The sequence below is a fragment of the Candidatus Microbacterium colombiense genome (genome assembly GCA_029203165.1).
Lineage (GTDB): Bacteria > Actinomycetota > Actinomycetes > Actinomycetales > Microbacteriaceae > Microbacterium > Microbacterium colombiense.
Genome location: CP119308.1, coordinates 738,081 through 761,052, shown reverse-complemented (window position 1 = coordinate 761,052; position 22,972 = coordinate 738,081). Strand labels below are relative to the sequence as shown.

Annotated in this window: 22 protein-coding genes; 10 read left to right on the top strand and 12 right to left on the bottom strand. The window is 68.6% G+C overall.

The window, feature by feature from the left end; genetic code table 11:
- Nucleotides 1-26 precede the first annotated feature (26 nt).
- The 4 genes from P0Y60_03725 to P0Y60_03710 all read right to left on the bottom strand — a co-directional run bounded on the left by P0Y60_03725 (nt 27) and on the right by P0Y60_03710 (nt 4,334).
- Nucleotides 27-1,577, bottom strand: coding sequence for a DHA2 family efflux MFS transporter permease subunit (locus tag P0Y60_03725; GenBank protein ID WEK61874.1), 1,551 nt, complete (start codon nt 1,575-1,577; stop codon nt 27-29).
- On the bottom strand, nt 1,574-2,200 hold the full coding sequence (locus P0Y60_03720; protein ID WEK61873.1) for a PadR family transcriptional regulator: 627 nt from the start codon (nt 2,198-2,200) through the stop codon (nt 1,574-1,576). Before P0Y60_03720 ends, P0Y60_03725 begins: the two co-directional genes overlap by 4 nt.
- Before the next feature lie 107 nt (nt 2,201-2,307).
- On the bottom strand, nt 2,308-3,009 hold the full coding sequence (locus P0Y60_03715; protein ID WEK61872.1) for a response regulator transcription factor: 702 nt from the start codon (nt 3,007-3,009) through the stop codon (nt 2,308-2,310).
- A 38-nt stretch (nt 3,010-3,047) separates the two neighbouring features.
- Entirely contained in the window at nt 3,048-4,334 is a 1,287-nt protein-coding gene (locus P0Y60_03710) for a histidine kinase (GenBank protein ID WEK61871.1), read from the bottom strand.
- Nucleotides 4,335-4,523: 189 nt separating this feature from the next.
- Between P0Y60_03710 and P0Y60_03705 the strand changes: the two genes are divergently transcribed.
- From P0Y60_03705 to P0Y60_03695, 3 genes are all read left to right on the top strand, one after another.
- Nucleotides 4,524-5,345 carry an Ltp family lipoprotein gene (locus tag P0Y60_03705; GenBank protein ID WEK61870.1) on the top strand — a complete coding sequence of 274 codons (822 nt, stop codon included), beginning with the start codon at nt 4,524-4,526 and terminating at the stop codon, nt 5,343-5,345.
- Between the two features lie 120 nt (nt 5,346-5,465).
- Nucleotides 5,466-6,344: a phosphoribosylaminoimidazolesuccinocarboxamide synthase gene (locus P0Y60_03700; protein WEK61869.1), complete on the top strand. Its 879-nt coding sequence runs from the start codon at nt 5,466-5,468 to the stop codon at nt 6,342-6,344.
- Nucleotides 6,345-6,424: 80 nt separating this feature from the next.
- On the top strand, nt 6,425-7,780 hold the full coding sequence (locus P0Y60_03695; protein WEK61868.1) for a solute carrier family 23 protein: 1,356 nt from the start codon (nt 6,425-6,427) through the stop codon (nt 7,778-7,780).
- 1 nt (nt 7,781) lies between these two features.
- On the opposite strand, the gene P0Y60_03690 is transcribed toward P0Y60_03695, so the two are convergent.
- The 6 genes from P0Y60_03690 to P0Y60_03665 all read right to left on the bottom strand — a co-directional run bounded on the left by P0Y60_03690 (nt 7,782) and on the right by P0Y60_03665 (nt 14,505).
- Complete coding sequence (locus tag P0Y60_03690; GenBank protein ID WEK61867.1) at nt 7,782-8,450, bottom strand: TetR/AcrR family transcriptional regulator; 669 nt, start codon at nt 8,448-8,450, stop codon at nt 7,782-7,784.
- 242 nt (nt 8,451-8,692) lie between these two features.
- Nucleotides 8,693-9,688, bottom strand: coding sequence for a LacI family DNA-binding transcriptional regulator (locus P0Y60_03685; protein WEK61866.1), 996 nt, complete (start codon nt 9,686-9,688; stop codon nt 8,693-8,695).
- A 57-nt stretch (nt 9,689-9,745) separates the two neighbouring features.
- Nucleotides 9,746-11,176 carry a GH1 family beta-glucosidase gene (locus P0Y60_03680; GenBank protein ID WEK61865.1) on the bottom strand — a complete coding sequence of 477 codons (1,431 nt, stop codon included), beginning with the start codon at nt 11,174-11,176 and terminating at the stop codon, nt 9,746-9,748.
- 5 nt (nt 11,177-11,181) lie between these two features.
- A complete protein-coding gene (locus P0Y60_03675; GenBank protein ID WEK61864.1) occupies nt 11,182-12,069 on the bottom strand; it encodes a carbohydrate ABC transporter permease in 888 nt (295 codons plus the stop codon).
- The gene (locus tag P0Y60_03670) at nt 12,066-13,118 is read right to left on the bottom strand and encodes a sugar ABC transporter permease (protein ID WEK61863.1); all 1,053 of its coding nucleotides are present in this window, start codon (nt 13,116-13,118) and stop codon (nt 12,066-12,068) included. Before P0Y60_03670 ends, P0Y60_03675 begins: the two co-directional genes overlap by 4 nt.
- A gap of 76 nt (nt 13,119-13,194) precedes the next feature.
- Nucleotides 13,195-14,505, bottom strand: coding sequence for an ABC transporter substrate-binding protein (locus P0Y60_03665; GenBank protein ID WEK61862.1), 1,311 nt, complete (start codon nt 14,503-14,505; stop codon nt 13,195-13,197).
- 264 nt (nt 14,506-14,769) lie between these two features.
- On the opposite strand from P0Y60_03665, the gene P0Y60_03660 reads away from it, so the two are divergent.
- From P0Y60_03660 to purQ, 3 genes are all read left to right on the top strand, one after another.
- The gene (locus P0Y60_03660) at nt 14,770-15,303 is read left to right on the top strand and encodes an adenine phosphoribosyltransferase (protein ID WEK61861.1); all 534 of its coding nucleotides are present in this window, start codon (nt 14,770-14,772) and stop codon (nt 15,301-15,303) included.
- A 182-nt stretch (nt 15,304-15,485) separates the two neighbouring features.
- A complete protein-coding gene (purS, locus tag P0Y60_03655; GenBank protein WEK61860.1) occupies nt 15,486-15,734 on the top strand; it encodes a phosphoribosylformylglycinamidine synthase subunit PurS in 249 nt (82 codons plus the stop codon).
- Nucleotides 15,731-16,438, top strand: a complete 708-nt coding sequence (gene purQ, locus P0Y60_03650; GenBank protein WEK61859.1) for a phosphoribosylformylglycinamidine synthase subunit PurQ — start codon at nt 15,731-15,733, stop codon at nt 16,436-16,438. The genes purS and purQ overlap by 4 nt, the downstream gene beginning before the upstream one ends.
- 61 nt (nt 16,439-16,499) lie before the next feature.
- Here purQ and P0Y60_03645 read toward each other — a convergent pair whose 3' ends face one another.
- Both P0Y60_03645 and P0Y60_03640 read right to left on the bottom strand, forming a co-directional pair.
- Nucleotides 16,500-17,744 carry a hypothetical protein gene (locus P0Y60_03645; GenBank protein ID WEK61858.1) on the bottom strand — a complete coding sequence of 415 codons (1,245 nt, stop codon included), beginning with the start codon at nt 17,742-17,744 and terminating at the stop codon, nt 16,500-16,502.
- A gap of 166 nt (nt 17,745-17,910) precedes the next feature.
- The gene (locus tag P0Y60_03640; GenBank protein WEK61857.1) at nt 17,911-18,342 is read right to left on the bottom strand and encodes a DUF1761 domain-containing protein; all 432 of its coding nucleotides are present in this window, start codon (nt 18,340-18,342) and stop codon (nt 17,911-17,913) included.
- A 209-nt stretch (nt 18,343-18,551) separates the two neighbouring features.
- Here P0Y60_03640 and P0Y60_03635 point away from each other — a divergent pair, with 209 nt between their 5' ends.
- From P0Y60_03635 to P0Y60_03620, 4 genes are all read left to right on the top strand, one after another.
- Nucleotides 18,552-20,213: a glycoside hydrolase family 13 protein gene (locus tag P0Y60_03635; GenBank protein WEK61856.1), complete on the top strand. Its 1,662-nt coding sequence runs from the start codon at nt 18,552-18,554 to the stop codon at nt 20,211-20,213.
- Between the two features lie 111 nt (nt 20,214-20,324).
- Complete coding sequence (locus P0Y60_03630) at nt 20,325-21,344, top strand: LacI family DNA-binding transcriptional regulator (protein WEK61855.1); 1,020 nt, start codon at nt 20,325-20,327, stop codon at nt 21,342-21,344.
- A gap of 184 nt (nt 21,345-21,528) precedes the next feature.
- Complete coding sequence (locus P0Y60_03625) at nt 21,529-21,882, top strand: carboxymuconolactone decarboxylase family protein (GenBank protein WEK61854.1); 354 nt, start codon at nt 21,529-21,531, stop codon at nt 21,880-21,882.
- A 14-nt stretch (nt 21,883-21,896) separates the two neighbouring features.
- A complete protein-coding gene (locus P0Y60_03620; GenBank protein WEK61853.1) occupies nt 21,897-22,970 on the top strand; it encodes a nucleoside hydrolase in 1,074 nt (357 codons plus the stop codon).
- Nucleotides 22,971-22,972 lie beyond the last annotated feature (2 nt).

Genomic DNA, 22,972 nt, shown 5'->3' with positions numbered 1-22,972 from the left:
GCAGGGTGCAGGGGGGTACGCGCGACCTACTCGACGGGAGCGGATGCCGGGGCCGGAACCTCGGCCGCGGCGGTGTGCTTCTGCGGGGCTCCGCGGAGGAACAGCGCCGCGATCAGTCCGATCACGATCACGCTGGCCGGCAACAGGATCGCCTGCGACATGGCGGCGGCGAAGCCGTCGGCGACCGGTGCCGGAAGCGTTCCGCCCGAGCTGATGGAGCCTGCGGAATCACCCATCCCCGGCAGGTTCGCCTCGAGCCGCGCCTGCATGAAGGTCGCGATCGCGGCGGAACCGACGACCGAGCCGATCGTGCGCGTGGTGTTGTAGATGCCCGCGCCGGCGCCGGCCTGACGCATCGGGAGCATCCGGGTCGCGGTGGTCGCGAGCGGTCCCCACATGCCGGCGCTGCCGATGCCGAGGAGCGCGGAGGGGAACAGGAACATCCAGATCTCGGTGTCCATGTTCACCAGCGACGAGTACCAGACCAGCGCCGCCGCGAAGAAGATCAGCCCGGGGATGAGGATCACCCGAGGGTCGACGCGGTCGAGGATCTTGCCCGCGAGCGGCGCGAGCACGCCCGAGAACACGGCCATCGGGATCATCAGGAGCGCGGCCTGGGTCGGGGTGAGGCCCCGCGCGATCTGCAGGAAGAACATCAGCGGCAGCGACATGCTCGTCACCGCGAAGCCGACCGTGGCGATCGCGATGTTCGCACCCGAGAAGTTGCGGTCGCGGAAGAGTTCGAGCGGCACGAGGGCCTCGCTCTTGGTCTTCCACTGCTGCAGGATGAACAGCGCGAGCACCACGATGCCCGCGACGATCATGCCCCACACCGAGATGGGGCCCCAGATGACACCCCAGTCGTACTTCTCGCCCTCCTGCAGGCCGAACACCACGAGGAAGATCGCGGCGGCGCTGAGCACGACGCCGACGATGTCGAAGCGGTGCGGGTGCGTCTTGAGCTTGGGCACCAGGATCCACGCGGCGATGAACGCGATCACGCCGACGGGCAGATTGACGAAGAAGATCCACTCCCAACCGAGGCCGTCGACCAGCACCCCGCCGAGCAGCGGTCCGACGAGCGTCGCGACGCCGGCGGTCGCACCCCAGAGGCCCATGGCCGCGCCACGGCGGTTCGCCGGGAAGGTGCGGGTGATGACGGCCATGGTCTGCGGCGTCATGAAGGCCGCGCCCAGACCCTGCACCGCACGAGCCGCGATGAGTCCCTCGAGCGAGCTCGACAGACCGCACCAGAGCGAGGCCGCGGTGAAGATGGCGAGCCCGATCAGGTAGATGTTCTTCGGTCCGAAGCGGTCACCCAGGCGACCGGTGATCAGCAGCGGCACGGCGTAGGTCAGCAGGTACGCGCTGGTGACCCATACGACGTTGTCGAGGTTGTTGGTGTTCGGGTCGAGTGCGGCCTTGATCGCCGGGTTCGCGACCGAGACGATCGTGGTGTCGACGAGGATCATGAAGAAGCCGATGACGAGCGCCCAGAGGGCGGGCCACGGGCTCTTGGGTGCGTGCCCTGCGGCGAACGGCCCGGTGTCGGGGGCCGTGGTGCGGGATTCGGTCATTGCTGTGCAGCCTTTCGCTGAGCGAGATAGCGATCTGAGTCTGTGAAGGCGGACGGACCCCAGGGGAGGTCGTCGCCGACGAGTCTGTCGAGGAGCGTGTCGAGCCAGCGGAGCTCGGCGTCGAGGAGCACTTCCTCGCGCTCGATCTCGACGAGGACCTGTGCCGGGACGCCCTTGCCCCTGGCCTTGTGCAGCCCGTCGCGGTGCATCGCGTGGGCGTCGACGAGCGCACTGCGGCGCTCCCCGAGCAGGGCGATGACATCGGGCCGTTCCAGGTTGTGCGATTCGGCGAGCGCGATGCGGAAGTCGGTCTCGCGGTCGACGCGCGGAAGCTCGCGACGCACCCAGGCGATCACGGTCTCGCGTCCGGCATCCGTCAGTGTGTAGGTCGTGCGCTCGGGACGATTGCCGTCGCGGTCGATGCCCACCTCGTCGAGGAGTCCGGCCTTCTGCAGCCGTGCGACCGTGTGATAGAGCGTGCCGTTCGTGATCGTGATGAGGCGGTCGTCATGGCGGGCGCGCAGCAGCCGCACCATCTCATAGGGATGCATGTCGCTCTCCCGGAGCAGCGCGAGCACCATGACGCCCATCGGGGTCATCGTGTCGACCGGATCCTTCGTCATCACCTGCTCCATCCCGATTAGTCCACGTGGACTATACGCCTGTTCGGGGCGCGACGGCAAGCACGGATCTCGCCTCGAGGATCCCGTTCCGCCGAGCGGGTAGACGATCAGACGTCGAGCGGTCCCAGCCCTGCACGTTCGAGGATCACACCGACCTGCACGCGGTTGCGCACACCGAGCTTGACGAAGACCTGCTCGAGATGCGATTTCACCGTCCCCGCCGCGATGTGCAGCGCAGCGCCGATCTCCTGGTTCGTCGCACCGGACGCCACCCGTTGCGCGACATCGCGCTCGCGTTCCGTGAGAACGCCGAGACGATCGATCGCGACGCGGCGCCCCGCCCCGCCCTCACCGGCGACGGCGCGCCGGACGAGCTGCGCGGTGCTCAGCGCCGACACCACGGCGTCGCCGCGTGCCGTCCGGCGCACCGCGTCGACGATTCGGGCAGGCGATTCGTCCTTCAAGAGGTATCCGGTCGCTCCGGCTTCGAGCATGCGGAACAACTGATCCTCGGCGTCGAGGCTCGTCATCGCGAGCACCCGGGACTCCGACTCGGCCACGATCACCTCGGTCGCCTCGAGTCCCGTCATGATCGGCATGCTGACGTCCATGAGCACGACGTCGGGTCGATGGGCACGCACAAAGGCCACCGCGGCAGCCCCATCGCCGACCTCGCCGACGACTTCGATCGCGGGATGCTCCGCTTCGACTTCCGCCGCGCCCAGGATGTACCGGAATCCCATCCGGATCAGCGACTCGTCGTCGACGAGCAGCACGCGCACGCGCGCATCAGGGGCAGCAGAGGTCACTCACCGAGCATATCGACGGGCGACGACACGGCCGGAGGTCAGCCGCGCTCCTGCCACGGCAGGGAGATGTCGACGATGAACTCGCCCTCATGCGACCCGATCCACGACTGCCCGCCGAGCGCCGCGGCGCGCTCGCGCATGCCGACGATGCCGTTGCCGCCGCCGGGCACGACGGATGCCGCGAGGGCGGCGTCCGCTGAGCCGGTCGAAGGCGCTGCGAGCGGATTCGTGACGCGCACGCGCGCACCGGCGTCGGGCGACACCTGCACGAAGACGTCGACCGTCGCGCCCGGCGCATGCTTGATGGCATTCGTGAGCGACTCCTGCACGATCCGGTACACGGCGCTGTCGAACAGGGCTCCCGCGCGCTCGGGAGACTCGATCATGATCAACGAGGTGAGATTCTGTCCACCGGCGCGCACCCCCGCGACGAGCGACCCGACGGCGCGCAGTGTCGCCGGGGCTGCAGGTGCCGCGTGGTGTGGACTGCGCAGATCTCCGATCAGACCCCGCATGTCCTGCAGCGCCGCGTGCGTCTGCTCGCGCACCGTGCGCGCGATGACGCCGGCATCCCCCGATGCTCCGGCGACAGCCTCGAGTGCGCCGGCGTGCAGCGAGACCACCGAGAGCCGGTGGGCGAGCGCGTCGTGCATGTCGCGCGCGATACGCTCCCGCTCGGCCTGCCGCACGGCCTGCTCGGCGAGGGCGTCTGCCCTGCGGATCTCGGACTCTGCCCGGAGATCGCTCTGCGCGACCCGTGCCCGCGTGCGGGTGAGGAGCACGAGAAGTACCGCACCACCCCCGAACACGACGACGCAGACGAACGGCGCCAGCATCCATCCCGGCTCGCGATCCGCTGAGGCGTCGGTCGTGAGGAACCAGGACAACGCGCCGCCCCACGGCGTCAGCACCTCGCGCAACGCGAACAGGACCAGCAGGATTCCGCCGATGATGCCGAGGCGTCGGGTGTGTTGCGGATGCCGCCGCACGAAGGCCACAGCACCCACCAGGAACAGCAGATACGACATGCCGATCACGGCCAGCACACCACCCGCGATGACCACGAGGAGCGGAGCCGACGAGCGCCAGAGCACCGTGATCCATGCGGCGATGGCCAGCAGGGCGAGAACGGTGCCGAACCCGGTGATCCGGACCGTCGACTCATCCGCTTCCGTCACGAGCGTCGCCCCGCCCGGCACGTTGGCGACCGCGCAGACGTCGAGCATCATCCCGACGATCATCAGCACGATCGTGCCGACAGCCGCCGGAGCACGACGCAGGCCACGCGGTGTGGCGGTCGGCGCGACGGGCGCGGGAGTGGTCATCACCCTCTGAGCGTATTGCGCCGGCGCTCGCACGCGCGTCCGCCGTTCGGCGTCCTCACCCTCCGCCGAACGGCAGAGACGACTGTGGCCGTTCAGCGGATCCGCGGACCCCTCCCTGCCGGACACGATGAACCGCAGCGGGAGTCAGCTCGACTCGCACCGCACCCACACCGACCTGAGGAACAGCACATGACCTTCGACAACAGCAACCAGACGCCTCCCCCTCCCTCGCCCGCCGCTCCGCCGTTCGCCGCTCCCGCCGCCACCGCGGCTCCGGCGACCATCGGAGAGAAGTCCTTCCTCGCGACCTGGCTCCTCGCACTGCTCGTGGGCGTGCTCGGCGTCGACCGGTTCTACCTGGGCAAGGTCGGAACCGGCATCCTGAAGCTCCTCACCTTCGGCGGACTGGGCATCTGGGCCCTGATCGACCTGATCCTCGTGCTGACGAACGTCACCCGCGACGCCAAGGGGCACGCGCTCGCCGGATACCAGGAGCACAAGAAGGTCGCATGGATCGTGACCGGGGTCGTGCTCGTCCTGGGCATGATCAGCGGAGGCGTCAACGCTGCCCAGCGTCCCGCGCTGCCGGCCGCCGACGCCCCTGCCGTCAGCGTGACGACCGACTCGGCCTCTGAGGAACCGGCAGACGAGCCCGCCGAGGCGCCCGCCGAGGAACCCGAGGAAGAGCCCGAAGGGCCGGCCGTCCCCGCCGAGTACGCCTCCGCCCTGACCAAGGCGAAGACCTATTCCGAGCTCATGCACATGAGCAAGGCCGGGGTGTACGACCAGCTCACGTCGGAGTACGGCGAGAGGTTCTCGGCCGAAGCCGGACAGTACGCCATCGACAACCTGGTCGCCGACTGGAACGCGAATGCCCTCGCGAAGGCCAAGACCTATCAGGAGTCGATGGCGATGTCTCCCGATGCGATCCGCGACCAGCTCGTCAGCGAGTACGGCGAGAAGTTCACCGCGGCCGAGGCCGACTATGCGATCGCGCACCTGAACGATTGATCGCCCCGGCCCCCGGGCACGCCGCCCGGGGGCCACTTGCGCCCGTGCGACGTATCGGCAGCCTCATCGCCTGGGCCGTGCTGAACGATCACTGACCGGATGGTCTGGGATGATGAGCGGGTGAGCACTCCTTCAGAAGGCACGGCACAGAGCATCCCCGGCTGGCGGCACATCTACTCCGGCAAGGTCCGCGACCTGTACGCCTCGGAGGATCCGGCCGACACCCGCATCCTCGTCGTGGCGAGCGACCGGGTCAGCGCGTTCGACTTCGTGCTCTCCCCCGGCATCCCCGAGAAGGGCGCCCTGCTCACCGGGCTCAGCCGCTGGTGGTTCGCCCAGCTGGGTGACGTTCCGAATCATCTCGCCGAGGGCGGGATCCCGGATGCCGTCGCCGATCGCGCGATGCTGGCGCAGTCGCTCGAGATGCTGCCGATCGAATGCGTCGTGCGCGGCTACATCACCGGCACCGGATGGGCCGAGTACACCGAGAGCGGCACCGTGTGCGGCATCCCGCTGCCCGCCGGCCTGCAGAACGGCGACCGCCTGCCTGAGCCGCTGTTCACCCCCGCGTACAAGGCGCCGATGGGCGAGCACGACGAGAACATCACGTTCGAGAAGGTCGTGGAACTCGTCGGTGCCGAACGGGCGCAGGAGCTGCGCGACGCCTCGCTCGCGATCTACACCCGCGCCGCCGCGATCGCCGAGGAGAAGGGGCTGATCCTCGCCGACACCAAGTTCGAGTTCGGGACGGATGCCGACGGCACCCTGCGCCTGGCCGACGAGGTGCTCACGAGCGACTCCTCCCGCTACTGGGACGCCGAGGCGTGGAGGACGGGCGAGACCCCGGGTGCGCGGATGGCGAGCTTCGACAAGCAGATCGTGCGCGACTGGCTCGCCGCGAACTGGGACAAGCAGGGTGAGCCCCCGCTGCTCCCCGACGACATCGTCGGGCGCACCGCCGACCGGTACCGCGAGCTGATCGCGCGCCTCGGAGCCTGACCGCCCGCACCCAGGGAACACTCAGGAATCGATAGTGTTGCTCCAGCACTCCCGACATCCCCCGAACCTGAGGAGCCCGCATGGCTTTGTGGAAGCTGCACGGAGACGGTCGCACCGTCGAACCCGGCGCCGTCGTCCGTCCCGATGAGCGCCTGAACTGGCCCGCCACGATCGCGATCGGCCTGCAACACGTGATCGCGATGTTCGGCGCCACGTTCCTCGTGCCGACGCTGACCGGTTTCCCCGTCTCGACCACGCTGTTGTTCAGCGGTGTCGGCACCCTGCTGTTCCTGCTCATCACGAAGAACCAGCTCCCCAGCTACCTCGGTTCCTCGTTCGCGTTCATCGCGCCCATCACCGCCGCCGTCGCCGCGGGCGGCACGGGTTCAGCGCTGGCCGGTGTGGTCGCGGTCGGCATCCTGCTCACGGTCGTCGGCCTGGTCGTGCAGTTCGCCGGACTCCGCTGGGTCGACGCCCTGATGCCCCCGGTCGTCGCCGGAGCGATCGTGGCCCTGATCGGCTTCAACCTCGCGCCGACCGCCTGGAACAACTTCAAGCTCGACCCGATCACCGCGACCATCACTCTGGCCGCGATCATCCTCTTCGCCGTCTTCTTCCGCGGCTTCCTCGGACGCATCTCCATCTTCCTCGGCGTCGCAGTCGGCTTCATCTACGCGGCATTCACGGGTTCGTTCGACGTGCCGAATGCGTTGCGTGGCGACAAGACGCCGGCCGAACTGATCGGTGACGCGCCGTGGATCGGCCTCCCGCACTTCCAGTTGCCTGACTTCGTCGCGCCCGGAACCTGGTCGACGATCGCCATGTTCCTTCCCGTCGTGCTCGTGCTCGTCGCTGAGAACGTCGGTCATGTACGCGGCGTCGCCACGATGACCGAGGACTCTTCGATCAACAAGCACACCGGTCGCGCGCTCATCGCCGACGGCGTCGCCACCACGATCGCCGGTGGCTTCGGAGGTTCCGGCACGACGACCTATGGCGAGAACATCGGCGTCATGGCTGCGACCCGCGTCTACTCGACGGCGGTCTACTGGGTCGCCGGGCTCTTCGCGATCCTGCTGGCGTTCTCGCCGAAGGTCGGCGAAGTGTTCAACTCGATCCCCGCCGGTGTGCTCGGCGGCGCGACCACTGCGCTCTACGGCCTCATCGGCATCATCGGCATCAAGATCTGGGTCGACAGCAAGGTCGACTTCTCACGTCCTGTCAACCAGTACACGGCTGCCGTCTCGCTGGTCATCGGCATCGCCGGATTCTCCATGCAGCTCGGCGACTTCGCCTTCGGCGGCATCGTTCTCGGCACTGTCGCCGCGCTCCTCATCTACCACCTGGGCAACCTGATCGCGCGCCTGCGCAAGACCGGCGCCGACGACCCGAAGCCTCTTGAGGCGGTCGGTCCGCTGGGCGGCGACCCCGCCTGATCTACTCCGACGGCTCCCGCACGGCGCTCATCGCGCGCAGACGCAACTCTCCCTCGCGCGGAGGGACGCCGAGCGGGAGTGGTTCGGCAGGATCAGGCAGCCCGTACAGCCGACGCACCCACAGTCGCGCATCTTCCAGCGGGAACGCGTCGCCGTACACGGCGTACTTCACGAGGATGCCCTCGAGTGTGCTTCGCAGCATGATCTCCTCGAGGGAGGGATCGGCGGCGCCGCGCTCGCGGAAGATGTCGCGCACCGATTCCTCGGCGACAAAGGCGCGCGCGGCATGCCGCTCCTCGGCTTCGGCGAAGAGTCTATGCGTCATCGGTTGCTGCTGCATGGCCAGCACCGCCCGCTGCAGAGGGAGCGCGTAGCCGGTTGCCATCACGGCGCCGTCGATCACTCCGCCCAGGCGCTGATCCGCGGTGCCTGGGATCTGCGGGAGTTCGAACAGTGCGTCGAACCAGCGGTCGATGACGGCGACGATCAGCTGCTCCTTGCCGCCGAAGTGATAGTTGACCAAGCCCTGCGCCACGCCCGCGCGACGGGTGATGTCGGCGATGCTGGCGCCCGAGACGCCGCGTTCGGCGAACGTCTCGATCGCCGCATCGAGGATGACCTCCCGGGCGCGCTCACGGGCGACACGGTTCTGCTCTTCGGATCTGGCCACGCGGTACCACCTCCTCGAAGGACCGGACGACTACCGGAACGATCCCCTCGCCCTATAGATTACTCATTGAATATACGTTCAATCTAAGAATCGGGGCAGCGACCGCATCCCGCCTGTTTCGGCGGCGACATCCTGCGCACTCTCGGCGGCCTCTGAGCCGCCGACCACAGACGCACGGGTGCGGACCTGTCCTGGAGGGGGCGGCGGTTCGCGCCCGTGTTCACCCGGTGTCCGCGGGGCGCTCAGGCCGAGGCGCGCACCACGAGCTCGGTCGGCAGGATGGTCGTGTGCGCGGGGTCACGACCGGCCAGCCGTGACAGCAGCACGCCGGCCATCGCCTCACCCTGCGCGTACATCGGCTGGCGCATCGTGGTGAGGGGCGGATCGGTCGAGATGGCGACCGGCGAATCGTCGAATCCGACCAGCGCGATGTCTTCCGGCACGCGCAGCCCGGCGGACCGCAGCACGGTCAGCGCACCGCGCGCCATCAGGTCGCTCGCGACGAAGATCGCATCGGGACGGCCCGCGGCGAGGATGCGCCGCGCGGCATCGGCGCCGCTCGACTCGCTGTAGTCGCCCGCCTCCTCCGCGAACGGCCGCAACCCGGCATCCGTCAGCGCATCGCGGAAGCCCTGCATGCGATCCATCGAGGAGCGCATCGTGGGAGTGCCCGAGATCGTCGCGATGTTCACGCGGCCGATGTCGATCAGCCGCCGCGTCGCCGACCTCGCTCCTGCCACGTTGTCGACATCGACCACGTAGTCGCCCTCATGCCGCCGCACCGGGCGACCGCCGTAGACGACCGGGATCGCCTCGGCGATGCGCTCGATGTACGCGTCGCTCGTGTGGTGCGAGACGATCAGCGCGCCGTCGACACCGCCGTTGCGCACGAAGCTGGTCATCTTGTCGCCCGGATCGTCGCTCGCGATCAGCAGGTTGAGGAGGTAGTCCGAGGCGCGCAGCGCGCCCGTGATGCCGGCCACGATCGCCGCGAAGAAGGGGTCGCCGAAGAACCGGGTCGTGTCCTCGGGGATGATCAGGGCGATCGCCTGCGTCTGATTCGAGGCCAGCGATCGCGCCGCACGATTGGGCACATAGCTGAGCTGCTCGATCGCGGCCCTGACCGCCACGAGGGCCTCAGGGCTGACCGCGGTCGAACCGTTCACGACCCGCGACACGGTCGATCGCGAGACCCCCGCGGCCGACGCGACTTCTTCGATGGTCGCTCGTGACGACACGGTTCTCCTCTGGTCTGACAGCGGGGCCGAGATGATGCGGACCCGCGCCACCCGAGCTCAGAGGCTGCGTGCGGCGATGATGCGAGCGTACTCCCGACCGGAGTCCTTCAGACTCCGCTCCTGGGTGTCATAGTCCACGCGCACGATGCCGAAGCGCTTGTCGTACCCCCAGGCCCATTCGTAGTTGTCGAACATCGACCAGTAGAAGTAGCCGCGCACGTCGACACCGGCGTCCGCGGCATCCAGCACGGCACCCAGGTGCAGGCGCAGGAACTCGGTGCGGTCGACGTCGTGCACGCGCGTCGCGCCGTCCTCCACCACTGCGACGTCGTCGTACGCCGCGCCGTTCTCGGTCATGTACAGCACGGTGCCCGCGGGTTCGGCGTACTCGGTCCACACGCGCTGCAGCAGCCGGGTCAGCCCCTCGGGCTGCACCTCCCAGTTCTGCGCCGTGCGCGGCAGACCCCGCTCGACGTTGTGGATGTTCTCGAACGACGGATAAGGGCTGCGCACCGTGCGCTCGGTGTCGGGCACGCTCTCGACCGCCGCCTGGGCGGGCGCCGTCCCCGACAGGAAGTCGCCGTGGTAGTAGTTCACGCCCTGCGTGTCGATGTGCTGGGAGATGGTCTCGAGGTCGCCCTCGTGGATCGCCGCCTCGAACTGCGCGACGGCATCCGCATCCACCGCCCTGATGTCCTCGACGATGTCCGCCGGGTACGCGCCCCGATAGATCGGGTCGAGGAACCAGCGGTTGAACTGCCCGTCGATGCGGCGGGCCGCGTCGACGTCACCGTGATTCTGCGGATCCACCGCGTCGGCGACCGTGTGGTTGAGCGTGATGCCGAGATTGAGCGACGCGTCGCGGCGGCGGAACTCCCGCACGGTCTCGCCGTGGGCCAGCAGCAGGTGGTGCGAGGCCAGCAGCCCCTCCGCCACGCTCGTGTGACCCGGCGCGTGCTCGCCTCCGGTGTAGGAGAGGAAGGATGAGCACCACGGCTCGTTCAGCGTGGTCCACACGTTCACCCGGTCGCCGAGGGCGTCATGCATGGTGCCGGCGTACTCGAGGAACCGGTCGACCGTGTCGCGGTTCGTCCAACCGCCCTTCTCCTGCAGTGCCTGCGGCATGTCCCAGTGGTACAGCGTGAGCCAGGGCAGGATGTCGGCGTCGAGCAGCGAGTCGACCAGCCGTTCGTAGAAGTCGACGCCCGCGGGGTTCACCGCGCCGCCGTCGGGGCGCACACGTGACCACGAGGTCGAGAAGCGATAGGTCTGCAGGCCGAGCTCGGTCATCAGCGCCACATCTTCGCCGTAGCGGTGATAGTGGTCGCAGGCGACATCGCCGTTGTCGCCGCCGATGACGGCACCGGGAACCCGCGAGAACGCATCCCAGATCGACGCCGTCCGGCCGTCCTCGAAGGCCGCACCCTCGATCTGATACGCGGCGGTCGCGGCGCCGAAGAGGAAGTTCTCGGGGAAGGGGCGGGTCATGAACGTCATCCTTTCACCGCGCCGGCCATGATGCCACTGACCAGCTGGCGTCCCGCGACCACGAAGAGCACGAGAAGCGGAAGGGTCGCGAGCACCGCGCCGGCGAGCACGATCGAGTAGTCGATGTAGTAGCCGGACTGCAGCTGGCTGAGTGCGGTCTGCAGCGTCGGGTTCTGCGGGGAGAGCACGATGAGCGGCCACAGGTAGTCGGTCCACGCGGTCATGAAGGTGAAGAGTCCGAGGATCGCCATGGCAGGACGCGCCGCCGGGATGCCGACGGTGAGGAAGGTGCGGAACTGGTTCGCGCCGTCCATCCGCGCCGCCTCGATCAACTCATCCGGGATGACGTCGACCAGGTACTGCCGCATGAAGAAGACGCCGAATGCGGTGACCAGCGTCGGCACGATCACGGCGCCGATCGTGCCGGTCCAGCCGAGCTCGCGCATCACCATGAACAGCGGGATGATGCCCAGCTGCGTCGGGATCGCCATGGTCGCGATCACGAAGATCATGAGCCCCTCGCGTCCCTTGAACCTGAGCTTCGCGAAGGCGTAGCCCGCAAGGGTGGAGAACGTCACGACCGAGATCGTGATGATGGCCGAGATCAGGAACGAGTTGCCCAGGGCCAGCCAGAACGGGATCGCATCGAACACCTTCGCGGCGTTCGTGAAGAAGTTACCGCCGGGGAGCAGAGGCAACGTCTCGCCGCGGGTGGCGTTGGTGCCGCTGGCGACCACGACCGACCACCACAGCGGATAGACGCTGCCGATGATGAAGGCCGCGAGCAGACCGTAGGTGAGGAAGCCGGGACGGCTGCCGATGCCGGCGGTGCCGAGTGACGTGCTGCGGCGGCGGAGCTTCTCGGGCACACTCAGTGCCTGGGTGGCGGTCATCGTGCGTCCTTCTGGCCGGCTGCGGCTTTGCTGGTAGCCCGCGTGCGGCGGCGCGCGGCGCGGTTCTTCGGGGCGTCGCCGGTGGAGATGCGTCGCGAGATGAGGAAGTTGATCACGCCGATGCCGACGATCAGCAGGAACAGCAGGATCGCCACGGCCGATGCCTCGCCGAGGTTGCGGCGGAAGAAGGCGAGCTCCCACAGGAACAGCACGGTGGTCTGGAACTGCCGATCGCTGCCGCCGATTCCCCCGGCCGTCGAGACGTCGAACAGGCGCGGTTCGGCGAAGATCTGCAGTCCACCGATCGTGGCGGTGATGATGACGAAGATCAGCGTCGGGCGGATCGTGGGGATCGTGATCGAGAAGAAGCGGCGTCCCGCACCGGCACCGTCGAGGGCGGCGGATTCGTAGAGGTCGCGCGGCACGGCCTGCATCGCCGCGAGGAGGATCAGGGCGTTGTAGCCGGTCCAGCGGAAGTTCACCATCACGGCGATCGCGATGTGCGAGAGCGCGGTGTTGTGCTTCCACTCCTGATCCGCGATGCCGATGAGGTTCAGGAGGTTGTTGGCCAGGCCGTCGGCCTCGTTGAAGATGCTGGAGAAGATGATGGCGACCGCGACCGGGGTGACCACGAACGGGATCAGCACGCTCATGCGCCAGAACGTCGGCGCCCGCAGGCCGCGGTCGAGCAGGTAGGCGACCAGCAGGGCGATCGAGAGCTGCGGGATGGCGGAGAGCAGGAAGATGCTCAGCGTGTTGCCGATCGAATTCCAGAACATCGCATCGCCGAGGATCTCGATGAAGTTGCCGGCGCCGACGAAGTCACCCTCGCCCTTCAACAGATCCCAATCGTGCACGGCCACGTAGACCGTGTACAGCAGCGGGAACAGGCCGACCAGCCCGAACAGCAGGAAGAACGGCGAGATGTAGAGATACGGCGACGCGTTCTGGTCGAAGCGGGAGAGCCGATGGCGCCAGGAGCGCTTCGGTGCGGCATCCGTCGTGGATGCCGTGCGCTCCTGCGCCGCGGGCGGGGCGGTGAGAGTCATGAGTATGTCCTTAGGTGCTTCGACAGGCTCAGTGACCAGTGCTGGGCCACTGAGCCTGTCGAAGTGAGGGATGCGGTCAGCCGACCAGGTCGTTCAACAGGCCGATGGCCTGATCCCAGGCACCCTTGGTGTCGGTCTCGCCGCGGTCGAGGCTGCTCAGAGCCGGACCGAAGACGTTCTCCTGGATGACGGAGTCATCCGCGCCCTTGAACTGCGCGACGACGCCCTTGGCACGCTCGGCGAGGATCGCGCCGGTGGGAGCGTCATTGAAGAACGCGTTCGGTGTCGCATCGGCGGCCAGCGTCTCCTGCGCCTTGATCGTCGACGGGAAGTTGCCCGCCGCGGCGGACTGCTTGACCTGCTGCTCGGGCTGCGTCAGCCAGTCGGCGAGTGCCGCGGCCGCCTCCTTGTGCTCAGAAGTCTCCGGGATCGACAGGAACGCGCCACCCCAGTTGGCTGCGCCGCCAGGGAAGACATCGGCGAAGTCCCATCCGGTGGAGGCGTCGCCGCCGCCGGCCTCGACCTGACCCTGCACGACGCCGAGCATCCATCCGGGGCACACGAAGGTCGCGAAGGTGCCGTCGACGAACGACTTGCCGCCGTTCCAGTCCCACGCGGTCTGCGCGGCCGACTGACCACCCTCGGTCGCGGCACCGAGTTGCTCGAAGCGCGCCTGGAGCTCGTCGTTGCCTTCGACGTTCAGCTCGCCGTCAGCGGTGTAATAGCCCTCATCGAGCTGGTTGACCATGGCGTTCCAGACGAAGCCGGAGTGGTCGTACCAGGCCTTGCCGGTCTTGGCGGTGTAGTCGGCGCCGACCTGGAAGTAGTTCTCCCAGTCGCCGTTCAGCAGCTCGGCGACGGACTCGCGGTCGCTCGGCAGCCCAGCGGCCTCGAACGCGGCGCCGTTGTAGCAGATGCCGCTCGGGCCGATGTCGGTGCCGTAGCCGATCACACGGCCGTCGGCATCCGTCGCCTGGCCGTACTTCCAGTCGACCCAGTCGGCCTTGCGGTCCTCGATGCCGAAGTCGCGCAGGTCGACGAAGGTGTCGGACACGTCCATGATCGCTCCGAGCCAGCCCTCCTCGATCGCGACGACGTCGCTGAGGCCGGAGCCGGCGGCGATCTTGGTGAAGGCGTCGGTACGGGCGTTGCCGCCGGTGTCGATGTTGGTCGCCTCGATCTTCACGTTCGGGTGAAGCTTCTCGTACTCCTTGTACAGGTCTTCGTAGCCGAAGGTGCCGAAGGTGGTGACGGTCAGCGTGACGTCTTCATCAGCGCTGGGTCCGTCGGCGTCTCCGGCGCTGGCCGAGCAGCCGGCCAGGGCGAGGGCGGAGACGGATGCGGCGGCGGCGACCGCCAGCAGGCGGGTGCGGGCACGTGTGTTCACGGTTCACTCCTTTGTGTGCGGGTTCGTGCGGGTGGTGGTGCGGGTGTGGTGGTGGTGCGTCGGGCGTCGTGGGAGCGCTCCCACGACTGATCAGTCACTGTATGGGAGCGCTCCCATGGCTGTCAAGCGGCCGGGTTCGGCACGAGTCTCCGCAGCTACGCGTTCATAACTCCTCAAAACCGCGGCAGATCGGCCCGGATATGGGCGTTTTCGGCCGGAACCGCGTCATTTCTCCGGAGTTATGAACGCGGGTAACCTTGGCCGGTGCCCGAAGCCGAACTCTCCCCCGCCCTCACCCGCGCCGCCACTCTGATCCGCAGCATCCCGGACTACCCCGAACCCGGCATCGTCTTCCGCGACATCACGCCGCTCCTCGCCGACGCCGAGGCGCTGCGCGTGACCACCGAGGCGATCATCGAGCCGTTCGCCGGCCAGTTCGACGTGATCGCCGGCATCGAGGCGCGCGGGTTCATCCTGGCCAGCGCCGCCGCGCTGGTCGCCGGCACCGGCCTCATCCCGATCCGCAAGGCCGGCAAGCTCCCCCGCCCTGCGGCGTCGATCGACTACGCGCTGGAGTACGGCACCGCGACGATCGAGATGCACGACGACCTGCCCGCCGGATCCCGCGTGCTGCTGATCGACGACGTGCTCGCGACCGGGGGCACGCTCGCCGCCGGGCGCCAGTTGGTCGAGCAGCTCGGCAGCCACGTGGTCGGCATCTCGGTGCTGTTCGAGATCGACGGCCTCGGCGGCCGCGACCTCATCGGCGACCTGTACACCGTCTTCCACGCGGAGTAATCCGCGGCCGCCGAGTACACGGGATCGCGTCGAGTGCACGACATCCCTACGTCGACACCCCGTGCGCTGGGCAGCATCCCGTGCACTCGGCGTTCTCGGCGCAGAGAGCAGCGGGCGAAGGGCACCGCGCGCGGGCCGGTAGACTGGGCGCGCCAGCCTTCCCGCGACTTCTGGAGCCTTCCATGCCCACCATCGTCGTCGACGTCATGCCCAAGCCCGAACTGCTCGACCCGCAGGGGAAGGCCGTCGCCGGAGCGTTCACCCGCCTCGGCGTCGAGGGCTTCACCGATGTGCGCATCGGCAAGCGCTTCGAGCTCACCGTCGAGGGCGAGGTCACCGACGAGCTGCTCGCCGAGGCGACCCGCGTCGCCGAAGAAGTGCTCTCCAACTCCGTGATCGAAGACGTCGTCGGCATCGAGGTCGTCGAGTGAGCGTGCGCATCGGCGTCGTCACCTTCCCCGGATCCCTCGACGATCGCGACGCCCAGCGCGCCGTGCGCATCGCGGGCGCCGAGCCGGTCGCCCTCTGGCACGGCTCGCACGACCTCGAGGGTGTCGACGCACTCGTGCTCCCCGGCGGCTTCAGCTACGGCGACTACCTGCGCGCCGGCGCGATCGCCGCGCTCTCGCCGATCATGAGCGAGGTGAAGGATGCCGCGGCCAAGGGCATGCCCGTGCTCGGCATCTGCAACGGTTTCCAGATGCTCGTCGAGGCGCACCTGTTGCCCGGCGGCCTGATCCGCAACGACCACCAGCACTTCGTGCGTCGGGACCAGAAGCTCACGGTCGCCAACTCCGACACCGCGTGGACCAACGCGTTCCGGACCGGCCAGGAAATCGTGATCCCGCTGAAGAACGGCGACGGCGGGTACATCGCCGACACCGAGACGCTCGATCGCCTCGAGGGCGAGAACCTCGTGGCATTCCGCTACGCGGGCGTCAACCCGAACGGCTCGCTGCGCGACATCGCCGGCATCACGAACGAGGCCGGGAACGTCGTCGGACTCATGCCGCACCCCGAGCATGCGACCGAGCCGGGCTTCGGGCCGGACACGGATGCCGCGATGCGCTCGGGTGTCGACGGCGTCGGCTTCTTCGCGAGCGCGATCGCCGCTGTCGCCCGCGTCGCCGCGTAACGCCCGGCACAGCGCAGCCCGCGTCGCCGCGTGACGCGCGCGTCGCGGCATCCCGCGCAGGTCAGCCGGTGGGCAGCCGGAACGGGTTGTCGCCCGCTGCAGCGAGCAGGTACCACGCCGTCGTGCCCGAGTGCAGGCTCGCGTAGTAGAGGTCGCCGAAGCCGGAGTCGAGGCCGTCGGTCGAGGTCGAGACGATGCCCTTGCCGTCGCCGTTGGGCGCATCGCGCTGGGCGAGACGGATGTCGGCGAGCAGCGAGTCCGCGCGCGCCGCGTCGCCCTGCCCTTCCCGCAGCTTCAGCGCCAGCGCCAGGTGTCCGCTCCCCTCGAACCAGACCTTCGACACGTCGGTGCCGCTGATGGAGGGTCCGCTGTACGGGCCGTCCGTCGCGATGAGGTTCGCGAGCGTCCAGTCGAGGGCGGCACCGTAGCGCGCGTCGCCGGTGCCGAGGTAGCTCCAGGTCTGCGCGTCGAGGGGCACGGGGTAGGTGTTCACGGTGGCGCCGTCGAGCTGTGTGCCGGTGTCGACGTGTCCGTCGACGGACTGCATCGCGGTCACGAAGTTCGCAGCGACGGCCGCGCGATCCGCCCACACCGTGTCGCCGGTGAGCTGGGCCAGCTGCGTGAAGAAGCCGGCGATGTCGGTGTTGTGCTCGGTGGACTTCCAGACCAGCGAGGTGCCGTCCTCGAGCTGCCCGCCGGTGTAGCCGTAGGGCGCGCGTGCCATGTCGGCCGTGTTCGTCTGGATCCACTGCGCCACCCGCAGCGCGCCGTCGAGGTACTTCTGATCCCCGGTCGCGTGGAACAGTCGCGTGAGGGCCATGCCCACCCACGCCTGGTTGCCCGTGAAGGTTCCCGGGCCCGTGATCTCGACCCGTCCTTGGCGGATGCCGTGCGGTTCGTACGAGGCGCGGGTGCGTCCGTCGCCGATGGGGTCGTTCGTCTGCACGAAGAGCAGCGTGTCACCGATCGACCGCGCTCGGCGGATGTCGTCGGGAAGCCCGCGCGCTGTGTACGCGATCACGACCAGTGCGTCGTCGTACACGAACGAGGGCGTGAAGTCCCACGTGGGGCTCGTGAAGAATCCGCCCTGGTAGCTGCGGGGGAGGCAGTGCCCGGCGCCGTCGCAGAACTCGTCGACGCGCGCATCGAGGAACTCGTAGGCCAGGGCCACGGAAAGCTCAGGATCGGCGGTGGCGTCCGGGACGGAGTCTCCGGATGCCGCCGGCATGGCGCCGGCGAACATGAGGCCGGCCGCGAGCGCGGCGGCGACCACCCATGGCGCCGATCGGCGCGACGAAACCGACATGAAAGACCCTCCCGGTCCGAACCGCGCGCGATCCATGCACGCAGGCAGCCAGAAGGCCGCGGGGAGAGTTTCTCACGTCACGGGCCGTGAGGGAAGCCTCAGCTACCCTTGTTTTCCCTCCTTTACGAGTTCTTTCGGAAAATGGGCGGGGTACTCGTGGCTCGGCTCAGCTCATCAGCGCCGGCGGCCACACGCCGATCAGCACGGCCATGACGACGATCGTGACGAGCTCATGCGCGATGTTGAGGGTGGTCAGTCGGGTCGAGCGCCCCTCGAACGCGTCGTGCGTGATGAAGCGCGCGGCGGTGAATCCGGCCCACAGCGTCACACCGGTCACGATCGCACCCCAGAAGAACGAGCCTCCGTAGAAGTGCCAGGCGATGGCGGCTGCTCCGGCGAGGACCCACGAGGTGATGAAGCTCACGATCACGGTCGTGATGATGGCCATCGTCGCGCTCGATCCCGGCCGGTTCATGTCGACGTTCGCGAGCTTCGACCAGCGCGTGCCGAACACCTTGGGCGAGTACCAGATCGAGCCGACGACCATGCTCGACGCCGTGGCCAGCAGAACGGCCCAGTAGTTGATCTCGGGAACCATGACTCCTCCTCGAATCGATGCGGTCAGACTACTCCTGGGCCCGGGTCACGGACACGACCGGGTCGCAGATGCACGACCAGGTCGCAGTTGCACGACCGTCGGGCCGGTTCGGTCGTGCATCCGTCACTTGCTCGTGCATCTGTGCCCTTATCGAACCGATTCGATCCCCGCCCTGGCAACCATGTAAGCGTTTGCACTACTCTGTTCCCATGGCACAGCTTGAGCAGATCGCAGCCCCCGGTTCCGAGTGGTGGCGCAGCGCCGTCATCTACCAGATCTACCCCCGCTCCTTCGCGGATGCGTCAGGTGACGGCATCGGCGACCTGCCGGGCATCACCAGCCGCCTCGACTCGCTCCAGGAGCTCGGCGTCGACGCCATCTGGCTGAGCCCGTTCATGACCAGCCCGCAGCGCGACGCCGGCTACGACGTGGCCGACTACCGCGACGTCGACCCGCTGTTCGGCACGCTCGCCGACTTCGACGAGATGCTGACACAGGCCCATGCCCGCGGCATCCGCGTCGTCGTCGACCTGGTCCCCAACCACTCCTCCGACCAGCACGTCTGGTTCCAGCAGGCACTGAAGGCAGCCCCCGGCAGCCCCGAGCGTGCCCGCTACATCTTCCGCGACGGCAAGGGCGAGAACGGCGAACTGCCCCCGAACAACTGGGAGTCCGTGTTCGGCGGCGGCATGTGGCAGCGCATCACCGAGGCCGACGGCACGCCCGGCCAGTGGTACCTGCACATCTTCGACGCCACGCAGCCCGACTTCGACTGGAACAACGAAGAGGTGCGCGAGGAGTTCCGCTCCATCCTGCGCTTCTGGCTCGATCGCGGTGTCGACGGCTTCCGTGTCGACGTCGCCCACGGCATGATCAAGGCCGAAGGCCTGCCCGACTACACGCCCCCGAGCGACGCCGACTCCATGGGCGGCGGCGAGGCGAACGTGCCGTACTGGGGCCAGGACGGCGTGCACGACATCTACCGCGACTGGCACAAAGTGCTGGCCGAGTACGACGGCGACCGCGCCCTCTGCGGTGAGGCATGGATGCCGACGCTGAAGCAGACCGCGCTCTGGGTGCGCCCGGACGAGATGCACCAGACGTTCAACTTCCCGTACCTGATGACGCCGTGGCACGCGAAGGACCTCGGCGCCGTCATCCGTGAGTCGCTCGACGCGTTCGGCGACGTCGGAGCGCCCAGCACCTGGGTGCTCTCGAACCACGACGTCGTGCGGCACGCCTCGCGCCTGGCCCTCACGGCTGACAACCCGCAGGGCGAGGGCATCGGCCCGAACACCCCGCACAAGCCCGACACGGCGATCGGACTCGCCCGTGCCCGCGCGGCGACCACGGTGATGCTGGCGCTGCCCGGCTCGGCGTACCTGTACCAGGGCGAGGAGCTCGGCCTGCCCGAGGCGATGGAGATCCCCGACGAGTTCCGTCAGGATCCGACCTGGTTCCGCACGAAGCACGAGCGCTACGGTCGCGACGGATGCCGTGTGCCCCTGCCCTGGGAGGCGGATGCTCCGGCCTTCGGCTTCAACTCGACGAACCTGTCGTGGCTGCCGCAGCCGGCGGAGTGGGCGACCTACGCCCGCGACGTGGAAGAGGCCGACCCGACCTCGACCCTCTCGCTCTACAAGGAGCTGCTGGCCGCACGCCGCTCTCACGGCTTCGGCTCGGGCTCGCTGGTGTGGGAAGAGGCCGGAGACGATGCCGTGGCCTTCCGCCGCGGTGACGTGCACGTCGTCGTGAACCTCGGCAGCGCACCGCTCGAGCTCCCCGCGGGAGCCACGGTCGTGCTGAAGAGCCAGCCGTTCGAGGGCACATCGCTCCCGGTCGACACCGCGGTCTGGTACACCCAGGCCTGACCCGCAGCATCCGCACCATCCGCACCACCACGCTCCGGTCGCGATATGACAGCCATATCCGCGATGTGACCTGACATATCGCGACCGGAACGGGATCGAGAGAGGCCCGACATGGCGAGCATCGATGAGGTCGCCCGGCTCGCCGGGGTCTCGACCGCGACGGTCTCGCGCGCGCTCAGCGGCCGCGGGCACGTGTCGGAGGCTGCGCGCGAGCGCGTGCACGCCGCGGCACAGACCCTCGGATACGTCGTCTCGTCGCGCGCATCGAGCCTTGCCTCGGGGCGCACGCGCAACATCGGCGTGGTCGTGCCCTTCCTCGACCGCTGGTTCTTCAGCACGGTGCTCTCAGGCGTCTCGGCGGCACTCATGCGCGAGGGCTACGACATCACGCTGTACAACATCACGGCCGACAAGGACGTGCGCCGGCACGTGTTCGACACCTTCCTGCGCCGCCAGCGGGTGGATGCCGTGATCGCGGTGTCGATCGAGCTCGACGAGGACGAGACGCAGTACCTGCTCGATCTCGGGCTGCCGGTGATCGCGATCGGCGGCCCGAACCCGAAGCTCGACACCCTCACGGTCGATGACGTGGCGGTCGCCCAGCTCGCCACCGAGCATCTGATCGCCCTCGGGCACACCGACATCGCGCACATCGGCGCGAACCCCGAGTTCGACATCGACTTCCACATCCCCACGAACCGGCGCCTCGGATTCGAGCGGGCGCTCGCGAAGGCCGGCCTCCCGCTCAACCCGGCGTTCCTGGAACCGGCCGACTTCACGGTCGAAGGTGGCTATCGTGCGGCGAAACAGCTGCTCGGCCGGCCCGGCCCGCGTCCGACCGCGGTGTTCGCCGCATCCGACGAGATGGCGATCGGCGCCCTCCTGGCAGCCCGCGACCTCGGCTTCCAGGTTCCCGACGACCTCTCGATCGTCGGCATCGACGGCCACGAGCTGGGCGAGTTCTTCCGCCTGACCACGGTCGACCAGTTCCCGCTCGGTCAGGGTGAACGCGCTGCCGACGCCGTGCTGGCCAAGCTCACAGTGCCGGAGGCCGTGCGCATCCCCTCGGCGCTGCCGTACGAACTGAACGTGCGCGGCACGACGGCTCGGCTGCCCTCGACGCGCGTCTGACGCCGGGCGCTCCACAACTCCGAGCGGCACCGCCCCCCGCATGACCCCGTGTTGCGCCCGAGATGCGCGCCGGAGGCCGGGGGTTCTAGCGTCGCGGTAGACCCTCTTCCTCGGCATGCCCGCGCGCCCCGCAGCGCCGTCGCACGCGCCGGGAGGAGCACCCGCCCACATCAGAGAGCAGAGCATGAGCGCCTACTTCGACAGTGAAGCCGACAAGACCTACACGAAGGTCTACAAGGAGCAGACCCCCGACATCCTCGCCGCGTTCGCCGCGTTCGACAGTGCGGTGTTCGCCTCCGACGACAAGCGCGCCATCCCGCTGAAGTATCGCGAGTTGATCGCGCTCGCGGTCGGCATCACGACCCAGTGTGTGTACTGCATCGACGCGCACTCGCAGAAGGCCGTGGCCGCCGGTGCCGATGAGGCCGAGCTCGCCGAAGCCGCCTGGGTCGCCACCGCGATCCGCGCGGGCGGCGGCTTCGCACACGGACGCCTCGCGTTCAAGCTGGCCGAGCCCGCCCACGAGCACCAGCACTGATCGGCCCTCGCACCATGGCCGCTCCCGCCTTCGCCCCCGAGAAGCAGTGGATCGTCGTCGACACCGACACCGGCATCGATGACGCGCACTCCCTGCTCTACCTGCTCGCCCAGCCCGACGTCGAGATCGTCGGCATCACCACGATCTACGGCAACTGCTCGGTCGAGGACTCCGCCCGCAACGTGGCGTACGTCCTCGATGTCGCCGGCACCACCGGCATCCCGATCTACGGCGGCGCGGACTCCCCGCTCGACGGCGACCCGTCGATCGCCTGGTTCGTGCACGGCCACGACGGCCTGGGCGACCGCGGTCTGGTGCGCCCGGAACCGACGCTCGAGCAGGAGGCCGCGGCCGAGTACCTGGTGCGCATCGCGAACGAGCATCCCGGTCAGATCGACCTGCACCCGCTCGGACCGCTGACGAACATCGCGCTCGCGCTCGAGAAGGATCCGGAGCTGTTCCTCAAGTTCCGCTCGGTGGTCATCATGGGTGGCGCAGGCCCCTACCCGGCCCCGGGTACCGCGACCGTGACCGATGCCAACACCCACAACGACCGCGCGGCGGCCGAGCGCGTGTTCGGCGCCGTGAACCGCGGCAACGTGATCATGGTCGGCGTGAACGTCACCTCCCAGGCCCTGCTCGAGGAGCACGTCACGGCGACGCTGCTCGCCTCCGAGCTGCCGTCGGCACACTTCGCCGGCACCATCCTCGACGCCTACAACGACTTCTACCAGTACAAGTGGGGGCGGCGGATCTCGGCCGCGCACGACGGACTCTCGTCGGTGATCCTGCACCGCCCCGAGATCGTCACCGGATGGATCGAGGGTCCCGTCGACTTCACGCCCGCGGCCGGCTCGCTGGCCACGCGCGTCGCGCTCACGAGCGATGGGCTGCCGTTGGTGTGGGGCACGCCGGAAGGACCGTCGACGCGAGCCATCACGTCGTTCGACCTCGCCGAGTTCCGTCGCCGCTTCGTGCACGCGCTCGCCTACGGCCGCACGCGTCCGGCACTCGACCCGGCCGGACGCACCGCTCCCGCCGCCTGGCCGAACTCGGGCCCCTCGGGCACTTCGGGCGAGCAGGGCTGACG